Source organism: Citrobacter freundii complex sp. 2025EL-00176, assembly GCF_053309355.1.
Genome location: NZ_JBRYHT010000017.1, coordinates 32,600 through 47,592, shown reverse-complemented (window position 1 = coordinate 47,592; position 14,993 = coordinate 32,600). Strand labels below are relative to the sequence as shown.

The window sequence follows — 14,993 nt, the reverse complement described above, 5'->3', positions numbered from 1 at the left end:
CATTATTCTCCTTGCGGCGCGGTTGCCGGAGTGTCTGCCGAAGGCGCAGGAGCGGCGGCAACCGGCGCTGTGACAGGCTGCGCCAGTAAATTACGCACGCGGGTCTGCATTAATTTGTCGAGAATAGCCTGGCTTTGCAGCGTTTCTGGCACATCCATACTGATGCTTTGTTGGCTCAGCTGGTCTACCTCTTCCAGGAAAGCTTTGGTGGTGGCATCGTCGGTGTCGTAGTAGGCGCGTACCCAGGTGGAGACATTCTCCAGCGCCTGGCGGTATGTCTCTTCCTGATGGCGCGGTACGGCCTGGGCGGCGACTAACAGGCGAGATCGAATGTTCTCACGTAAGTACACGTCCTGGTTCGGCGCCAGCAGCGGGACGGCGGTTTCATCACGACGGCGAACGGTGATAAAGCTGTCCATAAAGTTCTGCCAGCTTTTTTGCAGGTTGACGCGCCATTCACTAATTGAGCTGGACAGCTCGCTGCTGTCGGAGTCCATCGGTGAATCGTCGGTGTCGTTGTCGGCCAGACGCAGGTTATCTATCTGGTTAGCGAGCTGATTCACTTTCAGGATAATGCCGTCATAGTCGACCTGAGTTACCGCCGAGAGGCTCGCGATATCGTCAGTAATCGCGCGACGGGCGGCAATTAAGCTCGGATCGTTCATATCCGCCAGACTGGCGTCGGCGCTTTTTAGCAGTGCCGCGGCGGTGGTAACGTCCTGATCGCTCCATAACTTACGCCCGGCCAGTTTTACCAGAAAATCAGCCTGCGCCAGCAGCCATGTCCCGGCATCGCTGCCGGAGATAGTGGCGACTTTTTGCTGAACTTCATCAAGCTGTTTGACCAGCGCGGCCTGCTGGCGAGTGGCTTCATCAAGCTGCGTTGCCTGTTGTTTAATAATGCCTTCCAGCTCAGCTTTTTGGCTTTCTTGCGCTTTTTGCAGCGCCGTCAGCTGGTTCGCCAGCGCATCGCTGGTTGCCGTCTGCGTTGTTGCCTGCTGTTTCCCCCAGCCATACAGACCCACACCTGCTGCCAGCGCAATAGCAATCGCCACCGCGCTCAGAATCAGCGCCGTGCTGTTGTTACCCTTTTTTTCAGTATTGACTGGCTGTGCTGTGGTTTCCACGGCCTCCCTGGTCTCTTCAACCACGGCGGAGGATTTTTCTTGTTCCGTCATTATGGCATCCCATTATGAGAGTTATTGTAATGCGCGTAGTAGCGCATCGTTGTCGGCGTTATCAGCGACCTTAATATCTTGCCAGCCCAGTTCCCGGGCGAGGTGCGCCAGACGCTCACTGACGACCAGCAGCCGACAGCGTAGTAACCAGTGCTCACGATACCACTGCGGAATGAGCGACCAGAGCTGTTGTAACATCTCTCCGCTGGTGACCACCACCGTGGTCACACCGCGAGATTGCCAGCGCATTGCTTCTTCCGCACCCTCGTAATTTTTTGCACTGCGTTGATAACATTCACAAAAATCAACATCGGCTCCGCGCGCCGTTAGGGTTTCACCTATCAGTTCCCGACCACCGTTGCCGCGTAAAATAAGCGCACGTTTTCCCGCAATATTTTGTAATTCAGGTAATTGTAGCAAGACTTCGCTGATTTCCCGATCCAGAGGATAGTGAATATTGCAGCCGCTAACAGTATGCAGCGCCAGCGCCGTTGTGCGGCCAATGGCAAAATAATGCGGAAGGGAAGGCCAGCTTTTCCCTTGCTGCTGAAGTTCGGCATCGGCAAAGGTGACAGCGTGCTGCGAGAGAGCAAAAACCAGATCGTTATCCGTCAGCGCCGAGAGTCGGGAGGCGAGTGTTGCCAGTTCCCGACCCGGGGAAAACTCGATGAGCGGAAAACTCCAGGCCACCTGCCCCAGTGTGCGCAGACGGCTCACTAACTCTTCCCCTGCGGGAGACGGGCGGGTGACCAGAATACTCATGCGGGTGCTTCTCCGTTATAAACTTCAGCCAGAATGGTGCGCGCACCGTTCTCCAGTAGCTCTTCTGCCAGAGAGATGCCCATCTGTTCAGCATCCTGCGGGGCGCCGCGCCGTTCTCCGCATACCATCTGCGAACCGTCAGGCGCGCCGACCAGCGCGCGTAGCCAAATCTCACCGTTGATGAGTTCGGCATAACTGCCGATAGGCACCTGACATCCCCCTTCGAGGCGGGTGTTCATGGCGCGTTCGGCTGTTACGCGTAGCGCGGTCTCTTCATGGTTGAGCGGCGCTAACAGCGCCTGAGTACGCATATCGTCCAGTCGACACTCTATGCCAACAGCGCCTTGCCCGACAGCGGGCAGGGAGACTTCCGGCGGCAGTGCGGTACGGACTCGCGACTCAAGCCCTAAACGTTTTAACCCGGCGACCGCCAGGATAATGGCGTCATAATCGCCGTTATCGAGTTTGCCGAGACGCGTGCCGACGTTGCCGCGCAGCGAACGGATGACGAGATCCGGGCGATGCTTTGCCAACTGGCATTGGCGACGCAAACTGGATGTCCCGACAATACTACCCGCGGGAAGGTCATCCAACGTGTTGTACTTATTTGAGACGAAAGCATCACGCGGATCCTCTCGCTCGCAAATGGTGACCAGGCCAAGACCGTCAGGGAATTCAACCGGCACATCCTTCATGGAATGCACGGCGATATCAGCGCGTTTTTCCAGCAGCGCGACTTCCAGCTCTTTAACAAACAACCCTTTCCCTCCGACCTTCGCCAGCGGGGTATCAAGGATCACATCGCCACGGGTTACCATAGGAACCAGTTCCACGATCAGACCGGGGTGATTTGCCATTAAAGCGTCTTTGACATAATGTGCCTGCCATAGCGCAAGGGGGCTTTGGCGTGTGGCAATTCTCAAAACATTGTCTAACATGCTTGTTACCGTCATTATCAATCATTGACCATCCTAACATCCTTATCAAAGGGATGTCAGCGTTACGCTCAAACGTAAGTGAGAGGAAAAGGCGCTGCATCATCACTGGCAGTGAATAATGACGAGAAACCTTCCGACCGTATGAAGGAATTTACACGTAACGAACGGTGCTACACTTGTATGTAGCGCATCTTTCTTTACGGTCAATGAGCAAGGTGTTAAATTGATCACGTTTTAGACCATTTTTTCGGCTGTACAGCATAAAAAAATACGGGCGAAAAACAGGTAACGGTTATTTTTGACATACGGTTTATCCTAATTGATGACGATTATTGTGAGCGCTTGCGCCGCAGCAATCGACAACATGACGGATAGCAACATCAGGCGATACGTCTTGTACCTCTATATTGAGACTCTGAAACAGAGACTGGATGCCATAAATCAACTGCGTGTGGATCGCGCGCTTGCTGCCATGGGACCTGCTTTCCAGCAGGTATACAGTCTGCTGCCGACATTATTGCACTACCACCACCCTCTGATGCCGGGTTACCTCGATGGTAACGTTCCCAAAGGCATATGCTTTTACACGCCTGATGAAACCCAACGCCACTACCTCAACGAACTGGAACTGTACCGCGGTATGTCACCGCAGGAACCTCCCAAAGGCGAACTGCCGATCACCGGCGTTTACTCAATGGGCAGCACCTCTTCGGTAGGGCAAAGCTGTTCTTCCGACCTTGATATCTGGGTCTGCCACCAATCCTGGCTTGATAGCGAAGAGCGCCAGCTGTTGCAGCGTAAATGCAGCCTGCTCGAAAGCTGGGCCGCTTCGCTGGGCGTGGAAGTCAGTTTCTTCCTGATTGATGAAAACCGTTTCCGTCACAATGAAAGCGGCAGTCTCGGTGGTGAAGACTGTGGCTCGACGCAGCATATCCTGTTGCTTGATGAGTTCTATCGCACCGCTGTGCGCCTCGCGGGCAAACGTATTCTGTGGAATATGGTGCCGGGCGACGAAGAAGAGCATTACGACGATTACGTCATGAAGCTCTACGCACAGGGGGTGTTAACGCCAAACGAATGGCTGGATCTCGGCGGACTCAGTTCGCTCTCCGCCGAAGAGTACTTTGGCGCCAGCCTCTGGCAGCTGTACAAAAGTATTGATTCCCCATACAAAGCGGTGTTGAAGACGCTGCTACTGGAAGCCTACTCCTGGGAATATCCCAATCCTCGCCTGTTGGCGAAAGACATTAAACAGCGCCTGCACGATGGCGAGATCGTCTCTTTTGGTCTCGATCCCTACTGCATGATGCTGGAGCGCGTTACCGAATATCTCACGGCGATCGAAGACCCGACGCGTCTGGATTTAGTGCGTCGATGTTTCTACTTAAAAGTGTGTGAGAAACTGAGCCGCGAGCGCGCCTGCGTGGGCTGGCGTCGTGAAGTATTAAGTCAGTTAGTGCAAGAATGGGGCTGGGACGAAGCCCGTCTGACAATGCTGGATAACCGCGCTAACTGGAAGATTGATCAGGTACGTGAAGCGCATAACGAACTGCTTGATGCGATGATGCAGAGCTATCGTAATCTGATCCGCTTTGCGCGGCGTAATAACCTCAGCGTTAGCGCCAGTCCGCAGGATATCGGCGTGCTGACCCGTAAGCTGTATGCCGCGTTTGAAGCGTTGCCAGGCAAGGTAACGCTGGTGAACCCGCAGATATCTCCGGACCTCTCAGAACCGAATCTGACCTTTATCCATGTGCCGCCGGGCCGCGCCAACCGTTCAGGTTGGTATCTCTACAACCGCGCGCCGAATATGGATTCGATCATTAGCCATCAGCCGCTGGAATATAACCGCTACCTCAATAAGCTGGTGGCGTGGGCCTGGTTCAACGGTCTGCTGACATCGCGTACGCATCTGTTTATTAAGGGCAACGGCATTGTCGATTTGCCGAAGCTGCAGGAGATGGTCGCCGATGTATCGCACCACTTCCCGCTGCGCCTGCCGGCACCAACGCCGAAAGCGCTCTACAGCCCGTGTGAAATTCGCCATCTGGCGATTATCGTTAACCTTGAATATGACCCGACGGCTGCATTCCGTAATCAGGTGGTGCATTTTGATTTCCGTAAGCTGGACGTCTTCAGCTTTGGCGAAGAGCAAAATTGCCTGGTAGGAAGCGTCGACCTGCTGTATCGCAACTCGTGGAATGAAGTCCGTACGCTGCACTTCAACGGCGAGCAGGCGATGATTGAAGCGTTAAAAACGATTCTGGGCAAAATGCACCAGGATGCCGCGCCGCCGGATAGCGTCGAAGTGTTCTGCTATAGCCAGCATCTGCGTGGGTTAATCCGTACCCGCGTGCAGCAACTGGTCTCTGAGTGTATTGAGCTGCGCCTTTCCAGCACCCGCCAGGAAACCGGGCGCTTCAAAGCGCTGCGCGTGTCTGGTCAGACGTGGGGACTGTTCTTCGAGCGTCTGAACGTATCGGTACAGAAACTGGAAAATGCCATCGAATTTTATGGTGCGATTTCACACAACAAACTGCACGGCCTTTCGGTGCAGGTTGAGACTAACCAGGTGAAATTACCGTCGGTGGTAGATGGCTTTGCCAGTGAGGGGATTATCCAGTTCTTTTTCGAAGAGTCAGGTGAAGAGCAGGGCTTTAATATTTATATCCTGGATGAGAGTAACCGCGCGGAGGTGTATCACCACTGCGAGGGGAGCAAAGAAGAGCTGGTACGTGATGTCAGCCGCTTCTATTCATCGTCGCACGATCGCTTTACCTACGGCTCCAGCTTCATCAACTTTAACCTGCCGCAGTTCTATCAGATTGTGAAAACCGACGGACGTGCGCAAGTGATTCCGTTCCGTACCCAGCCGCTCAACCCTGTCCCGCCTGCTAATCAGGATAACGACACGCCGATGTTGCAGCAGTATTTCTCCTGAGGCTTTTCGCCCGGTGGCGGCTACGCCTTACCGGGCCTACTGTAGGCCGGATAAGCAAAGCGCATCCGGCAAATAAATCAACGGAAGCTCACCTCTTCACCCGCCTGCTGCGTTGCCGCCTGCTCCAGCAGATCCCAGAACGTTTCGCCGCTACGGTCGCAGATCCACTCGTCGCCTTTCAGGTCAAAGTGGTAGCCGCCTTGTTTGGTTGCCAGCCACACCTGGTGCAGCGGCTCCTGACGGTTAATAATGATTTTGCTGCCGTTTTCGAAGCTGATGGTCAGCACGCCGCCGTTGATCTCACAATCGATATCGCTGTCGCCTTCCCAGTCATCCAGACGCTCCTCAATGGTCATCCACAGGGTGTCAGCAAGGCGATGAAATTCACTGTCGTTCATTTTCTTATCCTGTTTTTCGTGATGCCCGCAGTATAACGTGGAATAAATCGCGATGCAGTTTTTAGCCAAACTCTTGCTTTTACGCCTTCTCCTGCGATGATAGAAAACAGAAAGCATGAACTTTACAGGCAATCCATAATGAAAAACGTGTTAAAGCCACTCGCTGTCATTTTTACTCTGTTCAGCCTGACGGGCTGTGGGCTAAAAGGCCCGCTCTATTTCCCGCCAGCTGATAAAACCGCGCCGCCTCCGACCAAGAGCGTTCAGCCGCAATCGCAATCCACCACGCCTGAGAAAAACGATCGTGGGATTAGCGACGGACCTTCTCAGGTGAATTACTGACGGCAGGAATAGATTTACATTTCTGTACCCGCGTGAACGGAGTGAATGATGCAATTCTCTAAAATGCATGGCCTTGGCAACGATTTTATGGTCGTCGACGCGGTAACGCAGAATGTCTTTTTCTCACCAGAGCTGATCCGCCGCCTGGCCGACAGGCATCTCGGCGTTGGGTTTGATCAGTTGCTGGTGGTTGAACCTCCGTATGATCCGGAGCTGGATTTCCACTACCGTATTTTTAATGCCGACGGCAGTGAAGTGTCACAGTGTGGCAATGGCGCCCGTTGTTTTGCCCGCTTTGTTCGCCTGAAAGGGCTGACCAATAAGCGTGATATTCGCGTCAGTACCGCGAATGGTCGTATGGTATTAACCGTAACCGACGACGAGCTGGTGCGGGTGAATATGGGGGAACCCAACTTTGAACCTTCGCAGGTTCCGTTTCGCGCTAACAAAGCAGAGAAGACCTATATTATGCGCGCGGCCGAACAGACAGTATTGTGCGGCGTGGTTTCAATGGGGAACCCGCACTGCGTGATTCAGGTTGATGATGTTGATACGGCCACGGTGGAAACGCTGGGACCGGTGCTGGAAAGCCACGAACGCTTTCCAGAACGCGCCAACATCGGCTTTATGCAGGTGGTAAAGCGCGAGCATATCCGGCTGCGCGTCTACGAGCGCGGGGCGGGCGAAACGCAGGCCTGCGGCAGCGGTGCGTGCGCCGCTGTTGCGGTAGGTATTCAGCAGGGCCTGCTGGCAGAAGAGGTGAGGGTGGAGTTACCTGGCGGTCGACTTGATATCGCCTGGAAAGGTCCGGGTCATCCGCTGTATATGACTGGCCCGGCGGCACATGTCTACGACGGATTTATTCACTTATGAAGCAACCAGGGGAAGAACTACAGGAAACGCTCATGGATCTCGACGATCGGGCGGTCGTCGATTACCTGCAACGTAATCCTGAGTTTTTTATCCGCAATGCCCAGGCAGTTGAAGCGATGCGCGTCCCACACCCTGTGCGGGGCACGATCTCTTTAGTTGAATGGCACATGGCGCGGGCACGTAATCATATTAATGTGCTTGAAGAGAACATGGCGTTATTGATGGAACAAGCTAACGCCAATGAAAGCCTGTTCTATCGTCTGCTAAATCTGCAAAGCCGCCTGGTGTCGGCCAGCAGTCTTGACGATATGCTGATGCGATTTCATCGCTGGGCGCGTGAGCTAGGGCTGGCTGGCGCGACGGTTCGTCTGTTTCCGGACCGGTGGCGACTCGGCGCGCCATCAAAATTTACGCATCTGGCATTGAGCCGTCAGGCCTTTGAACCGTTGCGTATTCAGCGTCTTGGCCAGTCGCAGCACTATCTTGGACCGCTCAATGGACCGGAACTGTTGGTCATGATGCCGGAGGCGAAAGCGATAGGCTCGGTGGCGATGTCGATGCTGGGACAAGATGGTTCCCTGGGCGTGATGTTATTCAGCAGCCGTGACGTTAATCATTATCAGCAGGGACAGGGTACGCAGCTATTGCAGGAAATCTCGCTAATGTTGCCGGAGCTGCTGGAGCGCTGGATTGAACGCGTATGACCGATTCCCCCCTTTCTCAGGATGTGGCGCGCTTTTTGCGCTATCTGGGCGTTGAGCGCCAGCTTAGCCCGATCACGCTACTCAATTATCAGCGTCAGCTTGATGCCATCATCGCGTTAGCCGGAGAAACCGGTCTGCAAAGCTGGCAACAATGTGACGCTGCAATGGTACGTAGCTTTGCCGTACGCAGCCGTCGTAAAGGGCTGGGACCGGCGAGTCTGGCATTGCGTCTCTCCGCACTACGCAGTTTCTTCGACTGGCTGGTCAATCAGGGCGAGCTGAAAGCTAACCCGGCAAAAAGCGTTTCCGCGCCGAAAGCGCCGCGCCACTTACCTAAAAATATCGACGTCGATGATGTTAATCGTCTGTTGGATATCGATCTCAACGACCCCCTTGCCGTGCGCGACCGGGCGATGCTGGAAGTGATGTACGGCGCGGGGCTGCGTTTATCTGAACTTGTTGGGCTGGATATTAAACATCTTGATCTCGACACCGGCGAAGTGTGGGTGATGGGCAAGGGCAGTAAAGAGCGTCGCCTGCCGATTGGCCGCAATGCGGTGGCGTGGATTGAGCACTGGCTGGATCTGCGCGGCTTATTTGGCGGGGATGACGATGCGTTGTTCCTGTCAAAACTGGGCAAGCGCATCTCTGCGCGTAACGTGCAGAAACGTTTTGCGGAATGGGGTATCAAACAGGGGCTGAACAGCCACGTCCATCCCCACAAATTGCGCCACTCTTTTGCGACGCATATGCTGGAGTCGAGCGGCGATCTGCGCGGGGTGCAGGAGTTATTGGGTCATGCCAATCTTTCGACCACCCAAATCTATACCCATCTTGATTTTCAACACCTGGCTTCAGTGTACGATGCGGCGCATCCGCGCGCCAAACGGGGGAAATAATGCGTTTTTACCGGCCTTTGGGGCGTATTTCTGCGCTCACCTTTGACCTTGATGACACCCTTTACGATAACCGTCCCGTTATCACACGCACCGAGCAGGAAGCGCTCGCGTTTGTACAGAATTACCATCCGGCGTTGAATTCGCTGCAAAATAGCGATCTACAGCGCTTACGTCAGGCCGTTCGTGATGCCGAGCCGGAAATCTACCACGACGTTACCCAATGGCGTCACCGCGCCGTAGAGCGCGCTATGCTGGAGGCAGGTCTGTCACCGGCAGAAGCCTTGATGGGGGCGAATGCGGCGATGATGAATTTTGCCAAATGGCGTAGCCGCATTGATGTTCCGCAGGCGACGCATGACACGTTGAAGGCGCTGGCCCGCAAATGGCCGCTGGTGGCGATCACCAACGGTAACGCACAGCCGGAACTGTTTGGTCTGGGCGATTATTTTGAGTTTGTGCTGCGCGCCGGTCCCGACGGGCGCTCAAAACCGTTCAGCGATATGTACGCGCTGGCGGCGGAGAAACTGAAAATGCCAGTGGGTGAGATTCTGCATGTGGGCGATGACCTGACGACAGACGTTGCAGGCGCTATTCGTTGTGGCATGCAGGCTTGCTGGATCAAACCGGAAAATGCCGACCTGATGCAAACCGCAGACAGCCGTTTGCTGCCGCATATCGAAATTTCACAGTTGGCATCTCTGACCTCGCTGATATAATCACCAGCAGAACTCTGTATATATACCCAGCTTTTTGGCGGATGGCGCTACGCTTATCCGCCTTACCTACTTTTACGCGGCGGTGCCAATGGACGTTTCTTACCTGCTCGACAGCCTTAATGATAAACAGCGTGAAGCGGTGGCCGCGCCACGCAGCAACATGCTGGTTCTGGCAGGCGCGGGGAGTGGTAAAACGCGCGTGCTGGTGCACCGTATCGCCTGGTTACTGACGGTCGAGAACAACTCGCCGTACTCCATTATGGCGGTGACCTTTACCAACAAAGCGGCGGCGGAAATGCGCCACCGTATTGGTCAGATCATGGGAACCAGCCAGGGCGGAATGTGGGTGGGGACGTTCCACGGCCTGGCGCACCGTCTGCTACGCGCGCACCATATGGATGCCAACCTGCCGCAGGATTTTCAGATCCTCGACAGCGAGGACCAACTGCGCCTGCTCAAGCGCCTGATCAAGGCGATGAACCTGGACGAAAAGCAGTGGCCGCCGCGTCAGGCAATGTGGTTTATCAACAGCCAGAAAGACGAAGGGCTGCGCCCGCACCATCTGCAAAGCTATGGCAATCCGGTCGAACAGACCTGGCAGAAAGTGTATCAGGCTTACCAGGAAGCGTGCGATCGCGCGGGGCTGGTGGATTTCGCCGAGCTGCTGCTGCGCGCCCATGAACTGTGGCTCAACAAGCCGCACATTCTGCAGCACTACCGTGAACGTTTTACCAATATCCTGGTGGACGAATTCCAGGATACTAACAACATTCAGTACGCCTGGATCCGGCTGCTGGCGGGCGACACCGGGAAAGTGATGATCGTGGGCGACGATGACCAGTCGATCTACGGCTGGCGCGGCGCGCAGGTGGAGAACATCCAGCGCTTTCTCAACGATTTCCCCGGCGCGGAAACCATTCGTCTGGAGCAGAACTACCGTTCGACCAACAATATTCTGAGCGCCGCCAACGCCCTGATTGAAAATAACAACGGGCGCCTGGGTAAAAAACTGTGGACCGATGGCGTCGACGGCGAGCCGATCTCGCTGTATTGCGCGTTCAACGAACTCGATGAAGCGCGCTTCGTGGTCAATCGCATCAAAACCTGGCAGGACAACGGCGGTGCACTGGAACAGTGCGCGATTCTGTATCGCAGCAACGCCCAATCGCGCGTACTGGAAGAAGCTTTACTACAGGCCAGCATGCCGTACCGTATCTATGGCGGGATGCGCTTCTTTGAACGTCAGGAAATTAAAGACGCTCTCTCTTACCTGCGTCTGATCGCTAACCGCAATGACGACGCTGCGTTTGAGCGTGTGGTGAATACGCCTACCCGCGGTATTGGAGACCGTACCCTGGACGTGGTGCGCCAGACCTCCCGTGACCGCCAGCTAACGCTGTGGCAGGCCTGTCGTGAGCTGTTGCAGGAAAAAGCCCTGGCCGGTCGCGCCGCCAGCGCCTTACAGCGCTTTATGGAACTGATTGACGCGCTGGCGCAAGAGACTGCTGATATGCCGCTGCACGTGCAGACTGACCGGGTGATTAAAGATTCCGGCCTGCGCATGATGTACGAGCAGGAAAAAGGCGAGAAGGGTCAGACGCGTATCGAAAACTTAGACGAACTGGTGACGGCAACGCGCCAGTTCAGCTACAACGAAGAAGACGAAGACTTAATGCCGCTGCAGGCGTTCCTGTCTCATGCCGCGCTGGAAGCAGGCGAAGGGCAGGCGGATACCTGGCAGGATGCGGTACAGCTGATGACCCTGCACTCGGCGAAAGGGCTGGAGTTCCCGCAGGTATTTATCGTGGGGATGGAAGAAGGCATGTTCCCGAGCCAGATGTCGCTGGATGAAGGCGGACGTCTGGAAGAGGAACGTCGCCTGGCCTATGTTGGCGTCACCCGTGCGATGCAGAAACTGACGCTGACCTACGCCGAAACGCGTCGTTTGTACGGTAAAGAGGTTTACCATCGTCCGTCGCGCTTTATCGGCGAACTGCCGGAAGCGTGCGTTGAAGAGGTGCGTCTGCGCGCCACGGTTAGTCGTCCGGTGAGCCATCAGCGGATGGGCACGCCAATGGCGGAAAACGATACCGGCTACAAACTTGGCCAGCGGGTACGCCACGCGAAGTTTGGCGAGGGCACCATCGTCAACCTCGAAGGTAGCGGTGAGCACAGTCGTTTGCAGGTTGCGTTCCAGGGGCAGGGCATTAAATGGCTGGTGGCGGCTTACGCCAGACTGGAAACGGTGTGATCGGTTTGGCTTTGCCGGATGGCGACGCTGGCGCGTCTTATCCGGCCTACTGACCGAGTAACATTTTGATTTGTAGGCCGGATAAGGCGAAGCCGCCATCCGGCTATCTGCCGGTTAATATTCTGAAATCATAGATAAATAATTCCCCTCTGCTAACCTTTCTGTATAAGGGGAAATTATTACTTTTTCGCCATCCGTTGCGTGTTGACGTCAAAATTTTGCTGGCGTAACATGCGCGCACGATTACGCTAAGAGGACATTCGCCTTGGACACACCCAGTAGATACTGGCTCATTATCCTGTCATCCAGGATCAACTCCTAAGGCTATCCCTTTTTGCTGATAGCCTTCGCGGTTGTCAGCGACCTTCTGTTTTTTCCCGTCGCGCTGAGTCAGGCTGTTTAATGGTCTGAAACCCAATTTGTTTCTGTGTGCCCTCCGAACTGTCCGATAATTTTTTTGCATTGGGAGTCCCGGTCATGCTGAGCGCATTTCAACTGGAAAACAATCGGTTAACTCGCCTTGAGGCAGACGAGATCGAGCACCTGGCCAGTTCGGTTTGGGTCGATTTAGTCGAGCCGGATGACGAAGAACGAAACCGTGTGCAAAAGGACTTGGGCCAGAATCTGGCCACGCGCCCTGAACTGGAAGACATCGAAGCATCCGCACGTTTTTTTGAAGACGAAGATGGCCTGCACATTCACTCCTTCTTCTTCTATGAAGACGCCGACGATCACGCGGGTAACTCAACCGTCGCATTTACCATTCGTGAAGGTCGCCTGTTTACCCTGCGCGAACGCGAACTACCGGCGTTTCGTCTGTATCGCATGCGTGCGCGTAACCAGGCAATGGTGGATGGCAACGCCTACGAGCTGCTGCTCGACCTGTTCGAAACCAAAATTGAACAGTTGGCGGATGAGATTGAAAACATCTATAGCGACCTGGAAAAACTCAGCCGTGTGATCATGGAAGGGCGTCAGGGCGATGAATATGACGAAGCACTTTCCACGCTGGCGGAACAGGAAGATATCGGCTGGAAGGTACGCTTGTGTCTGATGGATACCCAGCGCGCACTGAACTTCCTGGTGCGTAAAGCGCGTCTGCCGGGTGGTCAGCTGGAGCAGGCGCGTGAGATCCTGCGCGATATCGAGTCTCTGCTGCCGCATAACGAATCGCTGTTCCAGAAAGTTAACTTCCTGATGCAGGCGGCGATGGGCTTTATCAATATCGAGCAGAACCGCATTATCAAGATCTTCTCGGTGGTCTCGGTGGTGTTTCTGCCGCCGACGCTGGTGGCTTCCAGCTACGGCATGAACTTTGAATTCATGCCGGAACTGCACTGGAGCTTCGGTTATCCTGGCGCGATTGTCTTCATGATGCTCGCAGGTCTGGCGCCGTACCTGTATTTTAAACGTAAGAACTGGCTTTAATGGCGGTGTCTTATCAGGTCTACAGATCGCGTAGGCCTGATAAGCGTAGCGCCATCAGGCAAAAAGCATTCACATCCCCATACGCGTTCTGCGTTGCGTATAAATCGCATCCATCACGAAAATCGCCAGCGCCACCCAGATAAAGGCGAAGGTGACCATTTTATCTGTTCCCGGCACTTCACCGTAGAAGGTGACTGCCAGCAGGAACATCAACGTGGGTCCGATATACTGGAAGAAACCCAGCGTGGAAAGACGCAGGCGGGTCGCTGCGCCGGTAAAGCACAGCAGCGGAATAGTGGTCACGACACCCGCGGCAATCAGCAGCAGATTTAGCGATGTGGAGTTCGCACCCATGTGACTGGTAGGGCTATCCGCAATGCCAAACAGATAGATTGCAGCCACGGGGAGAAGCCATAGGGTTTCTATCAACATGCCGGTTTGCGCTTCAACGGCAATCTTCTTACGCACCAGACCATAAAAAGCAAAGCTGAACGCCAGTCCCAGCGCGATTATCGGCAATGAGCCGAAGGTCCACAGCTGTACCAGTACGCCGCAGGCGGCTAGCAGTACCGCCAGCCATTGCATGCGACGAAAGCGCTCGCCGAGGAAAAGCATCCCCAGCACGATATTCACCAGCGGGTTAATAAAATAGCCGAGACTGGCTTCCAGCATATGGTGATTATTAACCGCCCAAATGAACAGCAGCCAGTTTCCGCCGATGAGCACCGCAGAGAGCGCCAGCAGGAGGATCTTCTTTGGCGTTTGTAGCAGCGTTTTAACACCCGACCACTGGCGGCTGATGCTCATCAGCACCACCATAAAGAAAAATGACCAGATGACGCGGTGCGTCAGGATCTCATCCGCCGGGACATAGTAAATCAGCTTGAAGTAGGCGGGAGCGATACCCCAAATAAAATAGGCAGCCAGAGCGAGTAACACGCCCTGCCGCGTTTGTTTAGCATCCATCGGGAAAACTCATTGCAGAAATGTAACAGCAGTTTACCTTTTTTTAAGCGCTTACCCCACCATATAAGTGGCGGTTGCACTAGCGATATAGAGCTGTTCTTCGTTATGCAGTTCCACGCGCGCAACGGCAACTTTATTACCCGCCCGCAGCAGGCTGCTGGTGGCGGTAAAGCGATTCCCTCTCCCCGGGCGCAGGTAATCAACGCGTAAATCGATCGTGCCCATACGTGACATTCGCTGACGCAGTTCGTCCTCACTGATCGTTTCGTGACGGGTCAGCGTACTGCCGACACACACCAGCCCGGCGGCAACGTCGAGTGCTGAGGCGATCACCCCGCCATGCAGAATGCTTTGCGCCCAGTTACCGACCATCATCGGTTGATTATTAAACGCTAATTGCGCAAATTCTTTTTCATAGCGTTCCAGTTCCAGCCCCAACGCACGGTTAAACGGCATATGATAAACAAACATTTCACCCACTAATTTCAGGGCTTCTTCAGCGGTCAGTACAGCAGACATACGATCTTAATACCTCATTGGTTAATGAAATGTTGATATTATGCTTATTATTTGTTGTTTTCTACTTTAGGACGGGAT

Annotated in this window: 15 protein-coding genes; 9 read left to right on the top strand and 6 right to left on the bottom strand. The window is 54.6% G+C overall.

Going from position 1 to position 14,993, the window contains the following annotated elements; genetic code table 11:
• Nucleotides 1-2 precede the first annotated feature (2 nt).
• Genes hemX through hemC form a run of 3 tightly spaced genes read right to left on the bottom strand, consistent with a single transcriptional unit; the run spans nt 3 to nt 2,878 of the window.
• Nucleotides 3-1,178: a uroporphyrinogen-III C-methyltransferase gene (gene hemX, locus ACVXHP_RS21800; protein WP_447572188.1), complete on the bottom strand. Its 1,176-nt coding sequence runs from the start codon at nt 1,176-1,178 to the stop codon at nt 3-5.
• Between the two features lie 21 nt (nt 1,179-1,199).
• Nucleotides 1,200-1,940: a uroporphyrinogen-III synthase gene (hemD, locus tag ACVXHP_RS21795; protein WP_200009506.1), complete on the bottom strand. Its 741-nt coding sequence runs from the start codon at nt 1,938-1,940 to the stop codon at nt 1,200-1,202.
• Nucleotides 1,937-2,878 carry a hydroxymethylbilane synthase gene (gene hemC / locus ACVXHP_RS21790; RefSeq protein ID WP_447572187.1) on the bottom strand — a complete coding sequence of 314 codons (942 nt, stop codon included), beginning with the start codon at nt 2,876-2,878 and terminating at the stop codon, nt 1,937-1,939. Before hemC ends, hemD begins: the two co-directional genes overlap by 4 nt.
• A gap of 394 nt (nt 2,879-3,272) precedes the next feature.
• Between hemC and cyaA the strand changes: the two genes are divergently transcribed.
• Entirely contained in the window at nt 3,273-5,819 is a 2,547-nt protein-coding gene (cyaA, locus tag ACVXHP_RS21785) for a class I adenylate cyclase (RefSeq protein WP_304702993.1), read from the top strand.
• A 77-nt stretch (nt 5,820-5,896) separates the two neighbouring features.
• Here cyaA and cyaY read toward each other — a convergent pair whose 3' ends face one another.
• Nucleotides 5,897-6,217 (bottom strand): iron donor protein CyaY, encoded by a 321-nt coding sequence (cyaY, locus tag ACVXHP_RS21780; protein ID WP_200009505.1) that lies wholly within the window; start codon nt 6,215-6,217, stop codon nt 5,897-5,899.
• Nucleotides 6,218-6,355: 138 nt separating this feature from the next.
• Here cyaY and lptM point away from each other — a divergent pair, with 138 nt between their 5' ends.
• The 8 genes from lptM (at nt 6,356) to corA (ending at nt 13,430) form a co-directional block, all read left to right on the top strand.
• Nucleotides 6,356-6,559 carry an LPS translocon maturation chaperone LptM gene (gene lptM / locus ACVXHP_RS21775; protein WP_003017937.1) on the top strand — a complete coding sequence of 68 codons (204 nt, stop codon included), beginning with the start codon at nt 6,356-6,358 and terminating at the stop codon, nt 6,557-6,559.
• A gap of 48 nt (nt 6,560-6,607) precedes the next feature.
• Nucleotides 6,608-7,432: a diaminopimelate epimerase gene (gene dapF / locus ACVXHP_RS21770; RefSeq protein WP_003017933.1), complete on the top strand. Its 825-nt coding sequence runs from the start codon at nt 6,608-6,610 to the stop codon at nt 7,430-7,432.
• Nucleotides 7,429-8,136: a DUF484 domain-containing protein gene (locus tag ACVXHP_RS21765; protein ID WP_316130562.1), complete on the top strand. Its 708-nt coding sequence runs from the start codon at nt 7,429-7,431 to the stop codon at nt 8,134-8,136. The genes dapF and ACVXHP_RS21765 overlap by 4 nt, the downstream gene beginning before the upstream one ends.
• Nucleotides 8,133-9,035 carry a tyrosine recombinase XerC gene (xerC, locus tag ACVXHP_RS21760; RefSeq protein ID WP_006686068.1) on the top strand — a complete coding sequence of 301 codons (903 nt, stop codon included), beginning with the start codon at nt 8,133-8,135 and terminating at the stop codon, nt 9,033-9,035. Before ACVXHP_RS21765 ends, xerC begins: the two co-directional genes overlap by 4 nt.
• Nucleotides 9,035-9,751: a 5-amino-6-(5-phospho-D-ribitylamino)uracil phosphatase YigB gene (gene yigB, locus ACVXHP_RS21755; RefSeq protein WP_447572186.1), complete on the top strand. Its 717-nt coding sequence runs from the start codon at nt 9,035-9,037 to the stop codon at nt 9,749-9,751. Before xerC ends, yigB begins: the two co-directional genes overlap by 1 nt.
• 88 nt (nt 9,752-9,839) lie before the next feature.
• Entirely contained in the window at nt 9,840-12,002 is a 2,163-nt protein-coding gene (uvrD, locus tag ACVXHP_RS21750; RefSeq protein ID WP_038634502.1) for a DNA helicase II, read from the top strand.
• 265 nt (nt 12,003-12,267) lie between these two features.
• Nucleotides 12,268-12,324 carry a YsgD/CorL family protein gene (gene ysgD, locus ACVXHP_RS21745; RefSeq protein WP_212723238.1) on the top strand — a complete coding sequence of 19 codons (57 nt, stop codon included), beginning with the start codon at nt 12,268-12,270 and terminating at the stop codon, nt 12,322-12,324.
• Nucleotides 12,325-12,479: 155 nt separating this feature from the next.
• Nucleotides 12,480-13,430 carry a magnesium/cobalt transporter CorA gene (corA, locus tag ACVXHP_RS21740; protein WP_038634499.1) on the top strand — a complete coding sequence of 317 codons (951 nt, stop codon included), beginning with the start codon at nt 12,480-12,482 and terminating at the stop codon, nt 13,428-13,430.
• Between the two features lie 69 nt (nt 13,431-13,499).
• Here the strand turns inward: corA and rarD are convergent, their stop codons facing one another.
• Both rarD and yigI read right to left on the bottom strand, forming a co-directional pair.
• Complete coding sequence (gene rarD / locus ACVXHP_RS21735) at nt 13,500-14,396, bottom strand: EamA family transporter RarD (protein ID WP_447572185.1); 897 nt, start codon at nt 14,394-14,396, stop codon at nt 13,500-13,502.
• A gap of 51 nt (nt 14,397-14,447) precedes the next feature.
• Entirely contained in the window at nt 14,448-14,915 is a 468-nt protein-coding gene (gene yigI / locus ACVXHP_RS21730) for an acyl-CoA thioesterase YigI (protein ID WP_003017917.1), read from the bottom strand.
• Nucleotides 14,916-14,993: the final 78 nt, after the last annotated feature.

Excerpts from the sequence above, each read along its gene's own strand:
- yigB (WP_447572186.1), top strand. The coding sequence starts at position 9,035 with ATGCGTTTTTACCGGCCTTTGGGGCGTATTTCTGCGCTCACCTTTGAC.
- ACVXHP_RS21765 (WP_316130562.1), top strand. The coding sequence starts at position 7,429 with ATGAAGCAACCAGGGGAAGAACTACAGGAAACGCTCATGGATCTCGAC.
- rarD (WP_447572185.1), bottom strand. The coding sequence starts at position 14,396 with ATGGATGCTAAACAAACGCGGCAGGGCGTGTTACTCGCTCTGGCTGCC.
- yigI (WP_003017917.1), bottom strand. The coding sequence starts at position 14,915 with ATGTCTGCTGTACTGACCGCTGAAGAAGCCCTGAAATTAGTGGGTGAA.
- corA (WP_038634499.1), top strand. The coding sequence starts at position 12,480 with ATGCTGAGCGCATTTCAACTGGAAAACAATCGGTTAACTCGCCTTGAG.
- hemC (WP_447572187.1), bottom strand. The coding sequence starts at position 2,878 with ATGTTAGACAATGTTTTGAGAATTGCCACACGCCAAAGCCCCCTTGCG.
- lptM (WP_003017937.1), top strand. The coding sequence starts at position 6,356 with ATGAAAAACGTGTTAAAGCCACTCGCTGTCATTTTTACTCTGTTCAGC.
- hemD (WP_200009506.1), bottom strand. The coding sequence starts at position 1,940 with ATGAGTATTCTGGTCACCCGCCCGTCTCCCGCAGGGGAAGAGTTAGTG.
- cyaY (WP_200009505.1), bottom strand. The coding sequence starts at position 6,217 with ATGAACGACAGTGAATTTCATCGCCTTGCTGACACCCTGTGGATGACC.
- uvrD (WP_038634502.1), top strand. The coding sequence starts at position 9,840 with ATGGACGTTTCTTACCTGCTCGACAGCCTTAATGATAAACAGCGTGAA.
- hemX (WP_447572188.1), bottom strand. The coding sequence starts at position 1,178 with ATGACGGAACAAGAAAAATCCTCCGCCGTGGTTGAAGAGACCAGGGAG.
- xerC (WP_006686068.1), top strand. The coding sequence starts at position 8,133 with ATGACCGATTCCCCCCTTTCTCAGGATGTGGCGCGCTTTTTGCGCTAT.
- dapF (WP_003017933.1), top strand. The coding sequence starts at position 6,608 with ATGCAATTCTCTAAAATGCATGGCCTTGGCAACGATTTTATGGTCGTC.